A 15,488-nucleotide genomic window follows, 5' to 3' on the forward strand; every position below is an offset into this window, starting at 1 on the left:
TTCGGAATGCCCGCGTGAGGACGGTGTGCCAGGGTGGGAAAACGCCGCCCGGAGCGGGTGACGCGGCGGTCGGGGTTCGCTGAGGACAGCCGGTGAAACCACCTCTGGGGTCCGCGTCGCGAGGAGGCAAGGCGCATGCCGGACGCCAAGGCAGTGCCCACGGACACGCCGCCTCCGGATCCGCTCACGATCCTCCGGAGCCGCAACTACGTGGTGCTCCTGGTGATGGCCGCGGTGCTCGGCGTGCCGGTGACCGCGGCGGCGTTCGGCTTCCTCGCGCTGGTCGCCGAACTCCAGCCGATGCTCTACACCGATCTCCCCAAGGCGCTGGGATTCCACGACACGCCGCCCTGGTGGCCGCTGCCCCTGCTCGGCATCGGGGGACTGCTCGTGGCGCTCACGGTGCACTACCTGCCGGGTAAGGGCGGTCACGAGCCGGCGGCCGGGTTCAAGCCCCAAGGCGCGCCCACACCGATCGAGCTCCCCGGCATCTTCCTCGCCGCCCTGGCGACCCTGGCCTGCGGTGCGGTGCTCGGCCCGGAAGCGCCTCTCATCGCTCTCGGCGGCGGACTGGCCGCGGGCGCCGTGCGCCTGGCCAAGCGCGATGCCCCGGCGCAGGTGATCGCGATGATGGGAGCGGCCGGCAGTTTCGCGGCGATCAGCTCTCTGCTGGGGTCACCCCTGCTCGGAGCGTTCTTCCTGATGGAGGCCTCGGGACTCGGTGGACCGATGATGGCCCTGGTACTGGTGCCCGGCCTGCTCGCCGCGGGCATCGGCGCGCTCATCTTCATCGGCCTGGGATCCTGGACCGGACTGGGCACCTACTCGCTGGCGCTCCCCGACCTGCCCGAGGCCGTGACACCGACAGCCGCGGAATTCGGCTGGGCGCTGGTCATCGGGCTGTCGGCCGCCGTCGCGGGCGTGGGAATCCGGTGGCTCGCCGTTCACCTGAAGACGCACGTCGAACGCCGACGCGTGCCGGCCACGGTGGTCATGGGCCTGGTCGTGGGGGGACTGGCGATCGCCTATGCGGAGAGCACCGGCAAGCCGCAGAGCGACGTGTTGTACTCGGGTCAGTCGGCGCTGGGTCCCTTCCTCGCCCACAGCACCGCGTATTCGGCCGGAGCACTGCTGCTCCTGGTGTTGTGCAAGGGCCTGGCCTACTGCGCCTCGCTCAGCAGTTTCCGGGGAGGCCCCGTCTTTCCCTCGATGTTCGTGGGCGCGGCAGGCGGCATCCTGCTCTCCCACCTCCCGGGGCTGTCCCTCATGGCGGGGTTCGCCACGGGCGTCGGAGCGATGAGTGCCGCGATGCTCGGACTTCCGCTGGTCTCGGTCCTGCTCGCCACCCTGCTGCTCGGGTCACAGGGGCTCACCGTCATGCCGTTGGTGATCGTCTCGGTCGTGGTCTCGCATGTCGTGTCCGCCAGGCTCGCTCCGCACTCCTCCCCGAAGCCGGAAGGGAATCCGGATCAACACGCGTCTTCACCACCCCCCAGCAGCGGTTCGACCTCACCCTGACCGAGACCAGGACCTTCGACTCCCAGGTGGTCCTCCTCCGTCACGAACGGCCCCACTAGACCGCGCGCTCGAGCCGCCCCGACGGGCGGGCGGCGACCGGTGAGTTCGCGCAGCGCATGTGATCGAAGCCTGCACCGGCCGAACCTTCTTGTACCCAGACACGAGACAGCGAGGAACCTCGAAGATGCGTCCCATGATCAGCACCGCTTTCATCTCGCTCGACGGCGTCGTGGAGTCCCCGGGCGGCGAGCCCGGCTACCGCAACTCCGGCTGGACCTTCAAGGACATCGAGTTCCTCCCCGAGGCGTTCGAGAGCAAGGGCCGGGAGCAGCAGGAAGCCACCGCCATGCTCATGGGCCGGACCAGCTACGAGGCGTTCAGCCCCGTGTGGCCGGACATGGCGTACTTCGCCGACTACAAGCGGATGCCGAAGTACGTCGTCTCCACACCCTCGCCGACGACGACCTGGTGGCGAACTGGGGCGAGCCAGGAAGCGCGGAAGCCTCATGAAATCGGTGTTCCGGTCGAACTGCGCGATGCGGCCCGTCTACTCGGTGTCCGCCGGGAGCCCGACGGGGTACTGCGCGCCGAAGTCGGCGGAAACGGAGACGGCCTGCCAGGCTTCGGCTTCGGCGATCTGCTGCCGCGAATAGTCGAGTGCCATCCGGGCCGCGTTCGTGCCCAGGGGCAGGTGGGTGGGGAGGTGGTCGCGCTTGACCACGCGTACCAGGATCCCGGCGGCGCGGTCCGGGTCGCCGGCGGTACGGCTGCCGCGAGCCCGGTCGTTGAAGGCGCCGACGGTCGCCTGGTACTCCGGCGGGACGTCCTGGATGTCCATGGAGGCTCCGGCCCAGTCGGTGGCGAAGCCGCTGGGCTCGACGACCAGATAGCGGATGCCGAACGGCGCGGTCTCGGTGGCGAGCACGCGGGTGAGGCCGTCGATGGCGAACTTGGCCGCCTGGTAGGAGCCCAGGCCGGCACTGCCGCCCACCCGGCCGCCGATGGAGGAGAACTGGACGACGATGCCGCCGCCCTGGGCCTTCAGCAGAGGCAGTGCCGCCTTGGAGACGTTGTACACGCCCCAGAAGTTCGTCTCGAACTGACGGCGGAAGTCGTCCTCCGGAGCCGTCTCGACCGGGGCGACGTTCGCATAGCCGGCGTTGTTGACGACCACGTCGATACGGCCGAAGCGGTCACGGGCGGCGTCGAGCGCGGCCGTGGCCGCGGCGGCGTCGGTCACGTCGAGCGGGACGGGGAGGACCTTGTCGCCGAACCGCTCGACCAGGTCGGCGAGCTGTTCCGGCCTACGGGCAGTGGCGGCGACCCGGTCGCCCGCTTCGAGGGCGGCGACCGTGAGGGAGCGGCCGAAGCCGCGGGAGGAACCGGTGATGAACCACGTCTGGGTTGCCATGCAGATAGCAAAACACGGTTGCGTTAATAGTGCAACCTCGTTGCGTTAGGATGTCTGCATGGCCAGCCGCAGTCAGCCCACAAGAGCCCGGAGCCCCGAGGCCAAGCGCGCCCGCGAAGCCACGATCCTCGACGCGGCGACCCGTCTGGCCACGGCGAACGGCATCCGGTCGGTGACCTTGACCGACATCGCCGCAGAGGTCGGCATGCACAAGTCGGCGATGCTCCGCTACTTCGAGACCCGGGAAGAGATCTTCCTCCGGCTGGCCGCCGCCGGGTGGGTGGAGTGGTCGCAGGCGGTACGCGAGCAGCTCGCCGCCGTCCCGCCCGGCACGGGCGACGAGGACGGCGAGGACTCTGCGCATGCCGCGAACAGCGTGGACCCGGAGCCTCGCCTTCACGCGGCCGCCGGCCTGCTGGCCGAGTCGCTGGTCGCGCGACCTCTCTTCTGCGACCTGCTCGCCCACACGCCCATGACCCTGGAGCGCAACGTCTCACTGGAGAGCGTCCGGTCCTTCAAGCTGATCGCCATCGCCGAGGTCGCGGCAGTGGGCGAGGCGCTGCGCCGGGTGGCCGCGCTGAGCCCGGCGCAGGCCGGCGACGTCGTCGCCACTGCCACGGCGATGGCAGGAGCCCTGTGGCAGATGGCCGCCCCGGGAACCGAACTGCGCCGCCTTTACGAGTCGGACCCGGATCTCGCCCACGCCGTCGTCGATGTCGCCCCTCGGCTGACCGGCATCCTGAGCGCACTGCTGCGGGGCTACGAGGCCGACAGCGCAGCCGGAGTGCGCCAGGAATAGGCAACAGTTTGACGGTTGCCCGTCAGTCAGTGGGCGCCTCCACACGGATCGCCCGGAGGCGGGTGAGGTCCGTGGCGATGTCCGGCAGCGAATCCCCGTTTTCGGTAACTGGGGATTCGCTGCCGGTACGCCGGCCTGGGCGATCGCCTGGGGGTTGGAAGTCCTCTGGGGGAGGAACTGTTGCCAACCCCGAGCCGGAGGCAAGGGCGTCATCGCGAGGTGGAGTCCGGAGGGAGCCCGAGGGCCCTCCCGCCTGGTTCTGTTACGGCCAGCCCTGCTTCACCGCGGCGGGGGCGGTGTTCCAGCTCTTGGGTATGAACGTGATCACGTAGCTTCCGCGGTCGAAGTCCTCGTACCCGGCAGACCACTTCCGGAACTTGCTCTCGTGTACGTGCATGGGTCCCAGGTCGCTGTTGGGCGCGTGATAGTGGTCGCCGTGGGTCCATGTGGTGTTGTCGGCGTCCGCTTCTGTTTGAGCCCCGAACCAACCGTAGTCGAAATTGACCCAGCCTTCGCCGGGATTGGCCGGACTGCGCGGAATGCTTCTGTCCTTCGACATGTCGACCAGGCCGGTCCCCTGGGCGGGGCGGAAGGCTTCCGGGTCGCCGTACTTCCTCTTGTCGGAGGAGCCCCGCTGGTCCTGCCCGCTCCAGAAGTGCTTCGAGTAGATCACCGCCTTCATCTTGGACGGGTCGTAGTTGCCTCCGTCCCCTTCCTTGAAGGACGGCGTATTCCTCAGCGCCGAGTAGAAGTTCGAGCGGCTGTCCTCGTGGAGCAGAGCGTCATTTTTGTTCGTGAGCTCCCTCTTGAGGTGGTCGATGTAAGTCCCCTCGTCGTGGGCGTTTTCCAGGGCCTTGTTCATGATGGACGCCACATCGCGCGCCCGCTTGAAGCCCTTCCCCTCGTCGAAGCTGTCCTTGGCGATTCGGCCCTCGAACTCCGCCCGCGTTTCCCCGGGTCGGGGGCTGGTGTTCTTGAGGTCGTTCTTGTACTTGTTCTCGTCGAAGAACGCGAACGCCAACTTGTTCGTCGGGTAGGGACCCGAATTGACCCAGGTGACGCCGACGCAACCGTAGGACAGCTTTTCTCGCTGTTCTTCGGTCATTTGCTGCTTCTTGCCGTCGCGGTGGCTGTAGACCTGCTGCCACTTGCGTATGTAGTTGTTGACGACCGTAGTGGCCCTGCCTCCGTAGGCCCGGTACGCGTCAGGCATCCTGTCGAGAGGCTCGGCGGGCGGGGTTACCCTGTCGTCGTCGGAGGCGGGGGCCCGGGAGGGCGCGCTGGCGCTCGGAGGTAATCCCGTCGGAGGCTTGCCGGGTTGACCCAGGGTCAGAGCACTTTCATTCAGTGCGTTGATGTTCTTGACGTCGTCCGCCGTCAGGCCGTGCGTTTCGGCGTAGGACCCCTTTCCTTGCTCATTACCGCTGTCGGCGGCCTGGCTGATCGACGGCGTGAATCCAGCGGTGCATATGACCGCACCCACGGTGGCGAAGGCGAGCAATCTCCGACGTTGATGCATGAAGATCAATAACTCCTTTGTGGTGAAGTCTCGTGAAACGAGGGCATGCGAGAGCGCGACGCGATGGAGGGGTTTGCGGCGAGCTGCCGCTCAGGGCCGTGGCCGCGCCGTCCTGCGCCGCTGTGCCGGCGACAGGAAGGCTGCCGCCGCGAGGCGGAAGGAGGTGCAGTACATGCGGGAGATGGCGGTGGCGGCGCGGTCGTTGCCGGTTCATGACCGTGGTGCCGCCGGGCGGGCCGGGCGCGAATCGGTCGCCCGCCCGGCCTGGCTGTCCGCCCGGGTCGGGCGGGGCCGGTGGTTCGCTACATCAGGGTCGTCGCCGAGGCGACGACGCGGGCCCGGTCCGGGTGGTCGGGGTCGCCGTAGCGGACCTCGACGCGCGGGTGGGAGCGCATGAACTCGGTATCGACCAGGCGGACCTGGCGGGGGTGGTCGACCGTACGCACGGCGATGTCCGTGTCGAGGAAGAAGCTGAACTCACCGGTGGCCGGGGCGTAGACGAAGAACTTGCGCCCCTCGAACTTCTGCTGCGCGACGTCGTCCGTCAGGACCAGGGACCAGAAGCCCACGCAGTGGCCCGCGGGACACATGAACCGGAAGTCGGCCCGCAGGCCGTCCAGTTCCATCCAGCGGAAGGGGTTGTCGTCGTGCGCGTTGATCGTGGCAGCTGCGGTGGCGGTAGCGGTGGTTGCCGGGGTGATCGCGTCCGGGGTGGCCGCCTGGGCCCCCTGGGTGAGGGGCAGGGCGAGGGCCGCGGTCACGGCGACGGTGGTGAGGGCGCGGAGAGCGGTTGGGCGTATCACTTCTCGGCTCCTGGATGAGTGATCAGGTCGATACGAGCAGTGATCATGTCCCTGTGTTAACTCCCCGGCAACATCATGGCTTTAAAATCGGCCAACCCGTCACGTAGGACGTATCTGGCCATGCATCCGATCCGGCAGTGAGCTGACCCCGGCGTTGGTCGCGTCGGCTGTGGAAGCCGTGGTCAGGTGGCGGTGAGGACCAGCACCGCTTGGTCGTCGTGCGTGCCATCGGGCGCGAAGGCGGCGACCGCGGTGGAGATCGACTCGAGGAGCACGCCGGCGGTTGGGGACGAGGTTCGGAGTGCGCCGAGGGCGTCGGCCAGGCGATCCTCCCCGAAGAGTTCGCCGCTGGTGGAACGGGCCTCGGTGATGCCGTCGGTGACCAGGATCAGGCTGTCGGCCGGATACAGGTCGACGCCGCACGGGGACGCGTCGGGGTCGGGGCCGATGCCCAGGAGCAGGCCCGGTTGGGCGATTTCTTCGACCGTGCCGTCGGCCCGGCGCACGAGCGGGGGTACATGACCGGCTCGGATCAGGTTCAACGCCAGGTGGGATGCGGTGTGCCGCAGTTCGCCGTAGACGAGTGAGACGAAGCATTCCTCGCCGACCGCCCGATCCGTCAGAGCGGCGTTGATGGCGGTGACCACGGCCGCCGGGTCGTCGAGGAGACGGGCGGCGGCGCGAGCGCTGTGGCGGACTATGCCGGTGGTGGTGGCGGCGCGAGCGCCGCGCCCGCATACGTCGCCGATCATGAGTGCCCAGCGGTCGTCGGGAAGAGGGAAGACGTCATAGAAGTCGCCACCGACGTCGAGTCCTTCGCCGGCGGGATGGTAGGAGGCCGCCAGTGTGGCGCCGGGGACCTCGGGCAACTCGGGAGGCAGCAGGCCGGCCTGCAGGTCGCGGGCGAGTCTGGCCCGGTCGGTGAACTGGCGGGCATTGTCGGCGCTGGAAGCGGCCCGGCGGGCGAGCTCCTCGGCCAGGGCGACGGCGTGGTCGTCCAGGGGCCGGTCGGTGGTCAGGAGGGTCAGTACGCCGAAGGTGCGGCCGTGGGTGGCCAGTGGCACGCACACGTAACCGCTGACGTCGAGATGTGCGGACAGGCCGCCCGGACAGGAGCCGACCTGGCCGGTCTCGGTGGTGCCGGAGGCCAGCACACGGGCAACCACGGTGTCGATCTCGCCGCTCAGTTCGGGCGAGGCGAGGAGGCCCTCCCCGGCGCGGGTGGCGGCGGCGACGGCGATCCGCTGGATCTGGTCGCGCTCGACCACGTGGACGGCGCACAGCGGTGCCAAGGCCGGCACGGTCAGCCGGGCCATGCGCTCGAGGCAGTCGAAGTAGTGAGGCTGGCGCGCGATGGCGGTACTGGCCTCCAGGACGAAGGCCAAATCCTCACGGGCCGCCTTCTCCCGCTCCTGGGCGGCGTGGCCCGCCTCCACCGCGCGGTGGCGCTCGATCGCCAGGGCGGCGATGCGGGTGAAGGCCGCGCTGAGCGCCAGATCCTGGTCGTCGGGCGCCCTGGGAGTGCGATGGTAGATCGCAAAGGTGCCCAGCAGCCGGCCGTCCGAGCCGCGGATCGGAGTGGACCAGCACGCCGCGACCCCGGCCCGCTTGGCCAGGTCGCGGTAGCCCTCCCACAGGGGGTCGGTGGCGATGTCGCTGACGATCACCGGTGCCTGCCGGTGGGCGGCCGTGCCGCACGAGCCGACTCCTTCGCCGATGACGGTCCCGTCGATCGCGTCGTTGTAGAAGTCGGGCAGGCGTGGGGCGGTGCCGTGCCGCAGGTGACGGCCGTCGGGATCGAGCAGCAGCACCGAGACGATCATGTCCGGGGAGAGCTCCTCGATCGCCCTCGCCATGCCGGTCAGGATCTCGCTCAGCGGGGCGTCACGCGCGATCTGCTCCAGCAGGACGCGCTGCTCGGCGGCCAGGAGCTGCGCGTGGTGGTACGCGGTGGTCTCCACCGCGATCATCGTCACCCCGTCGACCCGGCCGGCCGCGTCCCGGCGGGGCTCGTAGGTGATGTCGAAGAATTCCTCTCGCTGGGCGCTTCGCCCACCGAGCACGAGGTGCCCGCCTCGGTTCCGGTACACGGTGCCGGTGCGGTAGACCTCGTCGAGCCGATCGAGGACACCCTGCCGGGCCAGTTCCGGAACCAGCTCCCCGACCGGTATGCCGGTCGTCGTACGGCCGGCCGTGAAGGCGTCGAAAAACGCCGGACTCGCCGCCTCCAGCACATGCTCCGGGCCGCTCAGCGCAGCGAAGACCACCGGAGCCTGCCCGAACAGGTCCGTGTACTCCTCGCTCCGCCCGTGCAGGAACATGCGATGTGCAGTGGCGAGGCGATCAGGCTGTGCCGGCATGACAGGGAAACCCTCTCCCGCGTCCTCACCCGCGCCGTCGCGCCGTACCTCCACTCTGGCACACCGCTGCGCCGATTCCCGGGCCCCGGGAATGTGCCCCATGCGGCGACCCGCACCTGCCCGGCGGGCCAATCGTCTGGCGGACCTGATCGACCACGGGGAAAATGGTGATCATGAGTCCTCTCGGGGGCGCGAGCTCTCCAGGCGAGATGCGGAGATGAATGCAGGGGTGAAGCTCTTCGGTGGTCCGGTCGAGTCCGCTGCGCCGCTCGCGCCCGGCTCCGGCGCGGGCGAGAAGGGGCTCAAGGCGGGTGCCCTGGGACTGTTCTCCTCGGTCGCCATGGGCCTGTCCTCCACCGCTCCGGCGTACAGCCTGGCGGCGACGCTCGGCCTGATCGTCGTGGGGGTCGGCCTCCAGGCGCCGATCGTGACGATGCTGGCCTTCGTCCCGATGCTGCTGATCGCGTACGCCTACCGGGAGCTCAACGCCGGCGACGCCGACTGCGGCACCACCTTCACCTGGGCCTCCCGCGCCTTCGGCCCGCGCGTCGGCTGGATGGGTGGCTGGGGCATCATCGTCGCCGACGTCATCGCCATGGCGAACCTCGCGGAGATCGCCGGCATCTACGGCTTCCGGCTGCTGGGGTTCGACTCGCTCGCCGAGGACCGGCTGTGGACCACCGTCGCGGGGGTCACCTGGATCGCCCTGATGACCACCGTCTGCTACGTGGGCATCGAGGTGTCGGCGGCCCTCCAGCGCTGGCTGGTGTGCGCCGAGGTGGCGGTCCTGATCCTGTTCGCGGTGACCGCCCTGGTCAGGGTCTACACCGACGGGCCGCCGACGGCGATCCACGTCTCCGCCTCCTGGTTCAACCCCCTCCATGTGCCGTCGGCCAAGGAGCTGACCGCGGGCCTCCTCGCCGCGGTCTTCATCTACTGGGGCTGGGACACCGCCGTCGCGGTCAACGAGGAGACCGCCGACAGCAGGCACACCCCCGGACGGGCGGCGGTCGTCTCCATCGTGCTCCTGCTGGGCATCTACGCCCTGGTGGCGACGTCGGCGCAGGCGTTCGCCGGGATCGGCACCGAGGGCACCGGTCTGGGCAACACGGCCAACTCCGGGGACGTGCTCTCCGGCCTGGGCGGTGCCGTCTTCGGCACCACGGGCCCCGGCTGGTTCCTCACCAAGTTGCTCATCTTCACCGTGCTGACCTCGGCGGTCGCGTCCACCCAGACCACCATCCTGCCGCTGGCCCGCACCGTCTTCTCCATGGCGGCGCACAAGGCCGTCCCCTCGCACTTCGCCCGGGTGCACCGCCGGTTCCTCACCCCGACCTGGTCGACCGTCGGCATGGGCCTGGTCTCCATCGGCTTCCTCGTCCTGCTGACCGTGATCAGCCGCGACGTACTGGCCGACTCCATCAGCGCGGTCGGCCTCGCGATCGCCTTCTACTACGGCCTCACCGGCTTCGCCTGCGTCTGGTGCTACCGCGGGCTGCTCACGCGCAGCCCCCGGGACCTGCTGTTCAAGGGGGTGCTTCCGGGGCTGGGCGGGCTCCTGATGCTCAGCCTGTTCTGCTACGCCGCCTTCGTCGTCTACGCCGCCCCCGACTACGGCTCGACCTCCTTCGACCTGCCGCTCCTCGGGCCGACCGGCGGGGTGAGCGTCGTGGGCCTGGGCGCCCTGCTGGTCGGTGTCGTCCTGATGCTGGTCATCACGCGCGAACACACCGCCGCCCTCAAACTGCAACGCGGACTTCTGCCCCACCACCTGCCGTCGCTGACCGGGGTCGAAGCGGCCAGCCGCTACGTACCCGCCGACAGCCGCTCCGGGGTGGGCGGCGACTGGTTCGACGTCATCCCGCTGTCGAGCTCCCGGGTCGGCCTGGTGGTCGGGGACGTGCGCGGCCACGGGCTGCGCGCCGCCGCCACCATGGGCCGGCTGCGTACGAGCGTACGCGTCCTGGCCCGGCTCGACCTCGCCCCGGACGAGCTGCTCGCACGCCTGGACGATGTGGTGGGGCGGACCGCCGAGGAGCGCATCGCCGAGGAGCGGGCGCACGGCCGCGGCGGGGGCACGCCGGGGGCCGACGGCGACGAGGCCCTGGGGGTCACCTGCCTGTACGCCGTCTACGACCCGGTGTCCGGGCTGTGCAGCATGGCGCGCGCGGGCCACTCGCCGCCCGCCCTCGTCGACCCCGCCTGCGGCGCCGTCAGCCGCCCGGGGCTCCCGGAGGGCCCGCCCCTGGGCCTGGGCGGTGCGGCCTTCCAGAGCGTGGAATTCCAGCTGCCCGCCGGCAGCCTGCTCGCCCTGTTCACCGACGGTCTCGTCCAGGCCCCGGGCCACGACACCGAGACGGGGCTCGGCCTGCTCACCGGCGTCCTCACCGAGTGCCGGCGCCCCCTGGAGGAGCTCTGCGACCGCACCGTGGCCGAGCTGCTGCCCGGCCCGGTGGACGACGACGCGGCCCTGCTCCTGGTCCGTACCCGGATGCTCGGCGAGCACCAGGTGGCGGTCTGGGAGCTGGACGCCGACCCCGCGAGCGTCGCGCGGGCCCGGTCCGTCACCAGCGGGCAGCTGGCCGAGTGGGGGCTCGAGGACCTGTCGTTCACGACCGAGCTGATCGTCAGCGAGCTGGTCACCAACGCCGTCCGCTACGCCTCCGGCGGGCCGGTCCACGTCCGGCTGATCCGCGACCGCAGCCTCGTCTGCGAGGTCGCCGACACCGGCCACACCTCGCCCCACCTGCGCCACGCCGCCGCCGACGACGAGGGAGGCCGGGGCCTGTTCATCGTCGCCCAGATGACCCAGCGGTGGGGCACCCGCTACACCCCCACCGGCAAGACCATCTGGACCGAGCAGCCCTTGCCGACTGCGGAGTGAGCCTTCGGCTCAGTCGTTGCGGCGGAGAGGCCGACACCGTTCACGCCGGGGAAGCGCCCAGGCTCGTGTGAGCTGCTTGGTCAGCTACTTCGAGTCGTCCGGAGCGTCGTCGAGCCGGGCCCCTACGGCGGCCAGCTCCAGTCCGCTGCGCTCGATCGCGCCTAGCGACTCAGGGCGTTTTCGTGGCTGACTGCTTCGTGCTCTTGCTCCTGCTGGTGCCCGTGCTGCTCCGACCGGGCTTGGCGGGCAGGCTCTTCCGCCTCGGGGCCTTCTTTGTGCCTGTGACCGCCTGCGACGGCGCCGTCTGGTTCGGTGCGGTCGGCCACGTGAACTCGATCTCCAGCTCAATCTGCCCGTTACCGACCTCGACCTCCATCTCGCCGTGAAGGTCATCGGGTACCCGCAGGCTCAGCGTCCCGGGGCCGAGTTCCAGTTCGGCCTCCCCACCTTCCCTCAGCACAGCTGCGAGGGCCGTGAGCTGGTCCGCCGCCTCATAGCGTGACATCGAGCGCTTCTGCTCAAATTTGAGGTCCTTCATGCATGTCTCCGATCCGGCAGGGACGGCACGTAATACCGATTCTGAGGCCATGCAGGGGATCGGACATCCTCATGGCCAGGCGAAGAGACGGCCCCGCCTCCGCCCCATGGCGTGGCGAACCATGCGCCCCATGCGTGAGGCCCGAATGGGTTCTAGGGTTGAGGGAAGACCCGGTACTCGCGGAACTCGGTTCCTTCCGCCGCACGTCTCGGGCTCGAAACTCACCAGGAGGGCATGCGACATGTCCACTGCATCGGAAACCCCTGTCCTGGACACCCTCGCCGCCATGACGGTCGACTCGATCGAGCGGTGCGGGATGGCCCCGGACATGCTCATCCTCACGCGCATCGCGGCACTCGCCGCTTCGGACGCCCCGCCCATCTCCTACGTGGCCCATATCGACCCTGCCCTCAAGACCGGCCTGACCTCGGAACAACTACAGGACGTCCTGGTCGCCATCGCACCCATCGTGGGCACCGCCCGCGTCATGACGGCAGCAGGCAACATCGCCACGGCACTCGGCATCGCCATCGCCGTCGCCGATGCCGAGATCGAAGCCCAGGGCTGAGAGCGGCCCCCGCGCCCCTGCGGCGTTGGCGCTGATGTCTGTCGACGTCACCCGGGTGCCGCGCGTGCCTTGCCGGTACGGCGCGTAGGGACAGCCGACGCTGGACGGGGAAGTGCCGTCGAGCGGGAGATGCCATGAAACTCCAGGTCAACCGATGCGCTGCTGCTTGGGTGGCGGTCATGCTCGGCTGCGCCGGCATGACCGGCTGCTCGTCGAACGAGTCTTCAAACTCTCCCGCAGCCTCTGCGGCGAGGTCGGGGGCATCTGCGGTGGCTTCCGCGGCCAGCAGTGCGGCAGCATCTGCGGTGGCCTCTGCGGTCGCTGCCGCCGAGGCGGCCGCGACGTCTGCGTTGGCGAACGTGAAGGGCGGACTGGACGCCAAGGCGGACGTCGCCCTCGGCAGTGTCACGATCGGCTCCGACGGCCGGGCGGAGGTCCCGGTGAACGTCACCAACCACGACTCCAAGCCGAGGCGCTACACCATCGTGGTCGATTTCAAGGACCAGTCGGGCAACCTGCTCGACGTGGCCGTCCTCGAAGTGCCCCAGGTCGCCGCGGGTGGTACGGCCCAAGCCACTGCCCGGAGCAACCGGGACCTGACCGGTACGGTGACCACCGAGGTCCGGAACGCCTTGCGGTACTGATGCCACACACCGCAGCCATGGTCTTGGAGAGGGTTTTGTAGTCGCAGGTCAGGCGGCGGTGGAGCATCAGCCGGCCAGGCGTCGATCGGCTGCCCAGCACCGCCAACGGCTGGCCACGAACTCGGCGCCGCCGGCGAAGAGCCCACTAGTCTCATTGTGTGCAATGGCTGCCACATGGGCCGGCAGTGGCCGGCCCGCGGGTGCCCGGATCGCTACATTGGCGCGGTGTTCGTCCTTTCCGCTCCACGCCTGCGGGAGCCCCGATGAGCCGACCGACGCGTGTCCTGGTCACGGGCGGCAGTGGATTCCTCGGCCTGGAGATCTGCCGCCAACTGGCAGCCCAGGGCACTCACGTCACCTCCCTTTGCCGCCGCCCGAGCCCACAACTGGCCCGCCTCGGCGTCCACCAGCATCTGGGAGACCTGGTGGATCCATCAGCCGTGTCCCGCGCTGTGGCCGGCTGTGACGCCGTCGTCCACAATGCGGCCCTGGCCGGAGTCAGCGGACCGGCGCGCCCGTTCTGGACCGTCAACGTCGAGGGCACCCGCAACGTCGTCGCCCAATGCCGCGACCACCAGGTCCGCACCCTCGTCTACACCTCTACCGCCAGCGTCGTCTTTCCACCCGGCGGTCTGGACAACGCCGACGATCGGACCCCCTACCCCCGCCGCCACCTGGCCGCCTACCCCCGTACCAAGGCCCGCGCCGAAGCCTTGGTGCTCGCCGCCAACGGACCCGGCCTGGCCACCGTCTCCCTGCGCCCCCACCTGATCTGGGGGCCCGACGACCCGCATTTCCTCCCCGCCCTCCTGCGCATGGCCCGCAGGGGCCGCTTCGTACTGCCGGGAGACGGCACCAATCTCATCGACACCACCCATGTACGCACCGCCGCCCATGCCCACCTGTTGGCTCTGGACCGGCTCCACCACGGTCATCCCATCGGTGGCCGCGCCTATTTCATCACCCAAGGCGAACCGCTTCCCCTGGGCACAGTCGTCGACCTTCTCCTGGGCGCAGCAGGCATGCGCGTACGGCGGCACGCCGTGCCGGTTCCCCTCGCTTATGCCGCTGCTGCGGCCCGGGACGCGGCCGTGCGTGTGACCAGCCGCGGAGGCGTCCACGGGCTCAGCCGCTTCCTCGTCGACGTACTGGCCCGCCCCCACTGGTTCGATCTCACCGCGGCCCGTCGCGACCTGGGCTTCACAGCCCCGATCAGCATCGCCGAGGGCATCGCGGAACTGGAGGAGAAACGGACTCCGCACGTCACCGATGCCCGGCCGTAAGCACACCTACGCCTTCCAGGTGGTATGCGGCATCAGTTGCCAAACGGCGGCGTGTGACCCGGACGGCGCAGGTCACCACGACTAGGTTGCCTTGACATGCCACACATGCGAGCGTGCCTGGCGGGAGTGGCCGCCCATCTGCCCGAAACGTGGATCTCCACTACGGAACGCGAGGCGCAGATCGCCGCCGCCAGCCCCGGCTTCAGCCCTCCGGCCGGACTGCTGACCCAGATGACCGGCGTGGAAGGCGTGCATCTGATCGGAGAAGACCAGCAGGCATCCGATCTCGCGGTGAGCGCCGCGCAAAAACTCCTGGCCGACCAAGGCACCAAGGCATCCGACATCGACCTCATGATCTTCGCGGCGGCCAGCCAGGACATGGCCGAGCCGGCCACCTCCCACATCGTCGCCGCCAAACTCGGGCTCAAGTGCCCGGTGTTCGATGTGAAGAACGCCTGCAACAGCGTCCTCAACGCCATCGAGATCACCCAGGCCCTGATCGCCTCGGGCCAGTACCGCACGGTGCTGATCACCTGTGGTGAAGCGCTCACCGCCTACACCCGCCTGCGCATTCCCCACGCCAGGGCCTTCGCGCAATCCCTGCCTTCCTACGGCTTCTCCGATGCCGGCTGCGCCCTGCTGTGGACGGCAGAAGAGGCCACCAAGGCGGGCCCCGTGCACAGCCGCGGTGTCATCGCCAGCCGCTTCGCCGCCGACTCCACCGCCTGGGCCTCGGCCACCGTGCGCACCGGCGGGACCCGGTCCGCGATCGCCCGCTCCGATGCGCAGGACGACGACGCGGCGTACTTCCGCATGGACAGCACGCACATGCGGGAAAGTGTCCGCACCCTGGCCCTCACCCAGGTCCGCCCTCTGATGAACGAACTCGACCTGGCCTTCGAAGACTTCGCCTTCATCGGCGTGCACCAAGTAGCCCTGGCCGACCTCGCCTATCTGTGCGGCCCCGAGGTCGGCATCCCCCGTGACAAGCTCGTGATCACCCTTCCCCGGCACGGCAACGTCGCCTCCGCCTCCCTGCCGCTGCAGCTGTCATGCGCCCTGGAAAGCGGGATGGCGCACCCCGGCGACCTGATCGTCCTCATCGGCCTCGCCGCCGGCAGCAGCGCAGGCGCCGTGATCATTCGGCTCTGACCCACTCCC

12 protein-coding genes and 1 pseudogene are annotated in these 15,488 nt (G+C 69.6%); 8 read left to right on the top strand and 5 right to left on the bottom strand.

From position 1 onward, the window contains the following. Positions 1–135: 135 nt before the first annotated feature. Together AB0G59_RS05295 and AB0G59_RS05300 are read left to right on the top strand one after the other, a co-directional pair. Complete coding sequence (locus AB0G59_RS05295) at positions 136–1,518, top strand: chloride channel protein (protein ID WP_360908201.1); 1,383 nt, start codon at positions 136–138, stop codon at positions 1,516–1,518. 184 nt (positions 1,519–1,702) lie between these two features. Then, positions 1,703–2,004: pseudogene (locus AB0G59_RS05300) on the top strand (dihydrofolate reductase family protein); the annotation flags it as partial. A gap of 61 nt (positions 2,005–2,065) precedes the next feature. On the opposite strand, the gene AB0G59_RS05305 reads toward AB0G59_RS05300, so the two are convergent. Continuing rightward, a complete protein-coding gene (locus AB0G59_RS05305; RefSeq protein WP_360908203.1) occupies positions 2,066–2,929 on the bottom strand; it encodes an SDR family NAD(P)-dependent oxidoreductase in 864 nt (287 codons plus the stop codon). 58 nt (positions 2,930–2,987) lie between these two features. Between AB0G59_RS05305 and AB0G59_RS05310 the strand changes: the two genes are divergently transcribed. Further along, positions 2,988–3,728 (top strand): TetR family transcriptional regulator, encoded by a 741-nt coding sequence (locus AB0G59_RS05310; RefSeq protein WP_360908205.1) that lies wholly within the window; start codon positions 2,988–2,990, stop codon positions 3,726–3,728. A gap of 262 nt (positions 3,729–3,990) precedes the next feature. Here the strand turns inward: AB0G59_RS05310 and AB0G59_RS05315 are convergent, their stop codons facing one another. The 3 genes from AB0G59_RS05315 to AB0G59_RS05325 all read right to left on the bottom strand — a co-directional run bounded on the left by AB0G59_RS05315 (position 3,991) and on the right by AB0G59_RS05325 (position 8,371). After that, the gene (locus tag AB0G59_RS05315; protein ID WP_360908207.1) at positions 3,991–5,247 is read right to left on the bottom strand and encodes a protein-glutamine gamma-glutamyltransferase; all 1,257 of its coding nucleotides are present in this window, start codon (positions 5,245–5,247) and stop codon (positions 3,991–3,993) included. Positions 5,248–5,549: 302 nt separating this feature from the next. Continuing rightward, entirely contained in the window at positions 5,550–6,050 is a 501-nt protein-coding gene (locus AB0G59_RS05320; protein WP_360908209.1) for a hypothetical protein, read from the bottom strand. A 182-nt stretch (positions 6,051–6,232) separates the two neighbouring features. After that, positions 6,233–8,371: a SpoIIE family protein phosphatase gene (locus AB0G59_RS05325; RefSeq protein ID WP_360908211.1), complete on the bottom strand. Its 2,139-nt coding sequence runs from the start codon at positions 8,369–8,371 to the stop codon at positions 6,233–6,235. A 256-nt stretch (positions 8,372–8,627) separates the two neighbouring features. Between AB0G59_RS05325 and AB0G59_RS05330 the strand changes: the two genes are divergently transcribed. Continuing rightward, positions 8,628–11,294: a SpoIIE family protein phosphatase gene (locus tag AB0G59_RS05330; protein WP_360908213.1), complete on the top strand. Its 2,667-nt coding sequence runs from the start codon at positions 8,628–8,630 to the stop codon at positions 11,292–11,294. 169 nt (positions 11,295–11,463) lie between these two features. Here AB0G59_RS05330 and AB0G59_RS05335 read toward each other — a convergent pair whose 3' ends face one another. Further along, positions 11,464–11,832, bottom strand: coding sequence for an amphi-Trp domain-containing protein (locus AB0G59_RS05335; RefSeq protein WP_360908215.1), 369 nt, complete (start codon positions 11,830–11,832; stop codon positions 11,464–11,466). Positions 11,833–12,073: 241 nt separating this feature from the next. Here AB0G59_RS05335 and AB0G59_RS05340 point away from each other — a divergent pair, with 241 nt between their 5' ends. The 4 genes from AB0G59_RS05340 to AB0G59_RS05355 all read left to right on the top strand — a co-directional run bounded on the left by AB0G59_RS05340 (position 12,074) and on the right by AB0G59_RS05355 (position 15,479). Then, positions 12,074–12,400, top strand: a complete 327-nt coding sequence (locus AB0G59_RS05340) for a carboxymuconolactone decarboxylase family protein (protein ID WP_360908217.1) — start codon at positions 12,074–12,076, stop codon at positions 12,398–12,400. A 305-nt stretch (positions 12,401–12,705) separates the two neighbouring features. Continuing rightward, positions 12,706–13,044: a hypothetical protein gene (locus AB0G59_RS05345; RefSeq protein WP_360908219.1), complete on the top strand. Its 339-nt coding sequence runs from the start codon at positions 12,706–12,708 to the stop codon at positions 13,042–13,044. A gap of 263 nt (positions 13,045–13,307) precedes the next feature. After that, positions 13,308–14,327 (top strand): NAD-dependent epimerase/dehydratase family protein, encoded by a 1,020-nt coding sequence (locus AB0G59_RS05350; RefSeq protein WP_360908221.1) that lies wholly within the window; start codon positions 13,308–13,310, stop codon positions 14,325–14,327. A 96-nt stretch (positions 14,328–14,423) separates the two neighbouring features. Then, positions 14,424–15,479, top strand: a complete 1,056-nt coding sequence (locus tag AB0G59_RS05355) for a 3-oxoacyl-[acyl-carrier-protein] synthase III C-terminal domain-containing protein (RefSeq protein WP_360908223.1) — start codon at positions 14,424–14,426, stop codon at positions 15,477–15,479. Positions 15,480–15,488 lie beyond the last annotated feature (9 nt).

The sequence above is a fragment of the Streptomyces sp. NPDC021096 genome (assembly GCF_040641275.1).
Lineage (GTDB): Bacteria > Actinomycetota > Actinomycetes > Streptomycetales > Streptomycetaceae > Streptomyces.

Bases quoted from the DNA above. Each gene is read 5' to 3' on its own strand.
- AB0G59_RS05315 (WP_360908207.1), bottom strand. From the start codon at position 5,247: ATGCATCAACGTCGGAGATTGCTCGCCTTCGCCACCGTGGGTGCGGTC.
- AB0G59_RS05330 (WP_360908213.1), top strand. From the start codon at position 8,628: ATGAATGCAGGGGTGAAGCTCTTCGGTGGTCCGGTCGAGTCCGCTGCG.
- AB0G59_RS05305 (WP_360908203.1), bottom strand. From the start codon at position 2,929: ATGGCAACCCAGACGTGGTTCATCACCGGTTCCTCCCGCGGCTTCGGC.
- AB0G59_RS05295 (WP_360908201.1), top strand. From the start codon at position 136: ATGCCGGACGCCAAGGCAGTGCCCACGGACACGCCGCCTCCGGATCCG.
- AB0G59_RS05340 (WP_360908217.1), top strand. From the start codon at position 12,074: ATGTCCACTGCATCGGAAACCCCTGTCCTGGACACCCTCGCCGCCATG.
- AB0G59_RS05325 (WP_360908211.1), bottom strand. From the start codon at position 8,371: ATGTTCCTGCACGGGCGGAGCGAGGAGTACACGGACCTGTTCGGGCAG.
- AB0G59_RS05350 (WP_360908221.1), top strand. From the start codon at position 13,308: ATGAGCCGACCGACGCGTGTCCTGGTCACGGGCGGCAGTGGATTCCTC.
- AB0G59_RS05335 (WP_360908215.1), bottom strand. From the start codon at position 11,832: ATGAAGGACCTCAAATTTGAGCAGAAGCGCTCGATGTCACGCTATGAG.
- AB0G59_RS05355 (WP_360908223.1), top strand. From the start codon at position 14,424: ATGCCACACATGCGAGCGTGCCTGGCGGGAGTGGCCGCCCATCTGCCC.
- AB0G59_RS05310 (WP_360908205.1), top strand. From the start codon at position 2,988: ATGGCCAGCCGCAGTCAGCCCACAAGAGCCCGGAGCCCCGAGGCCAAG.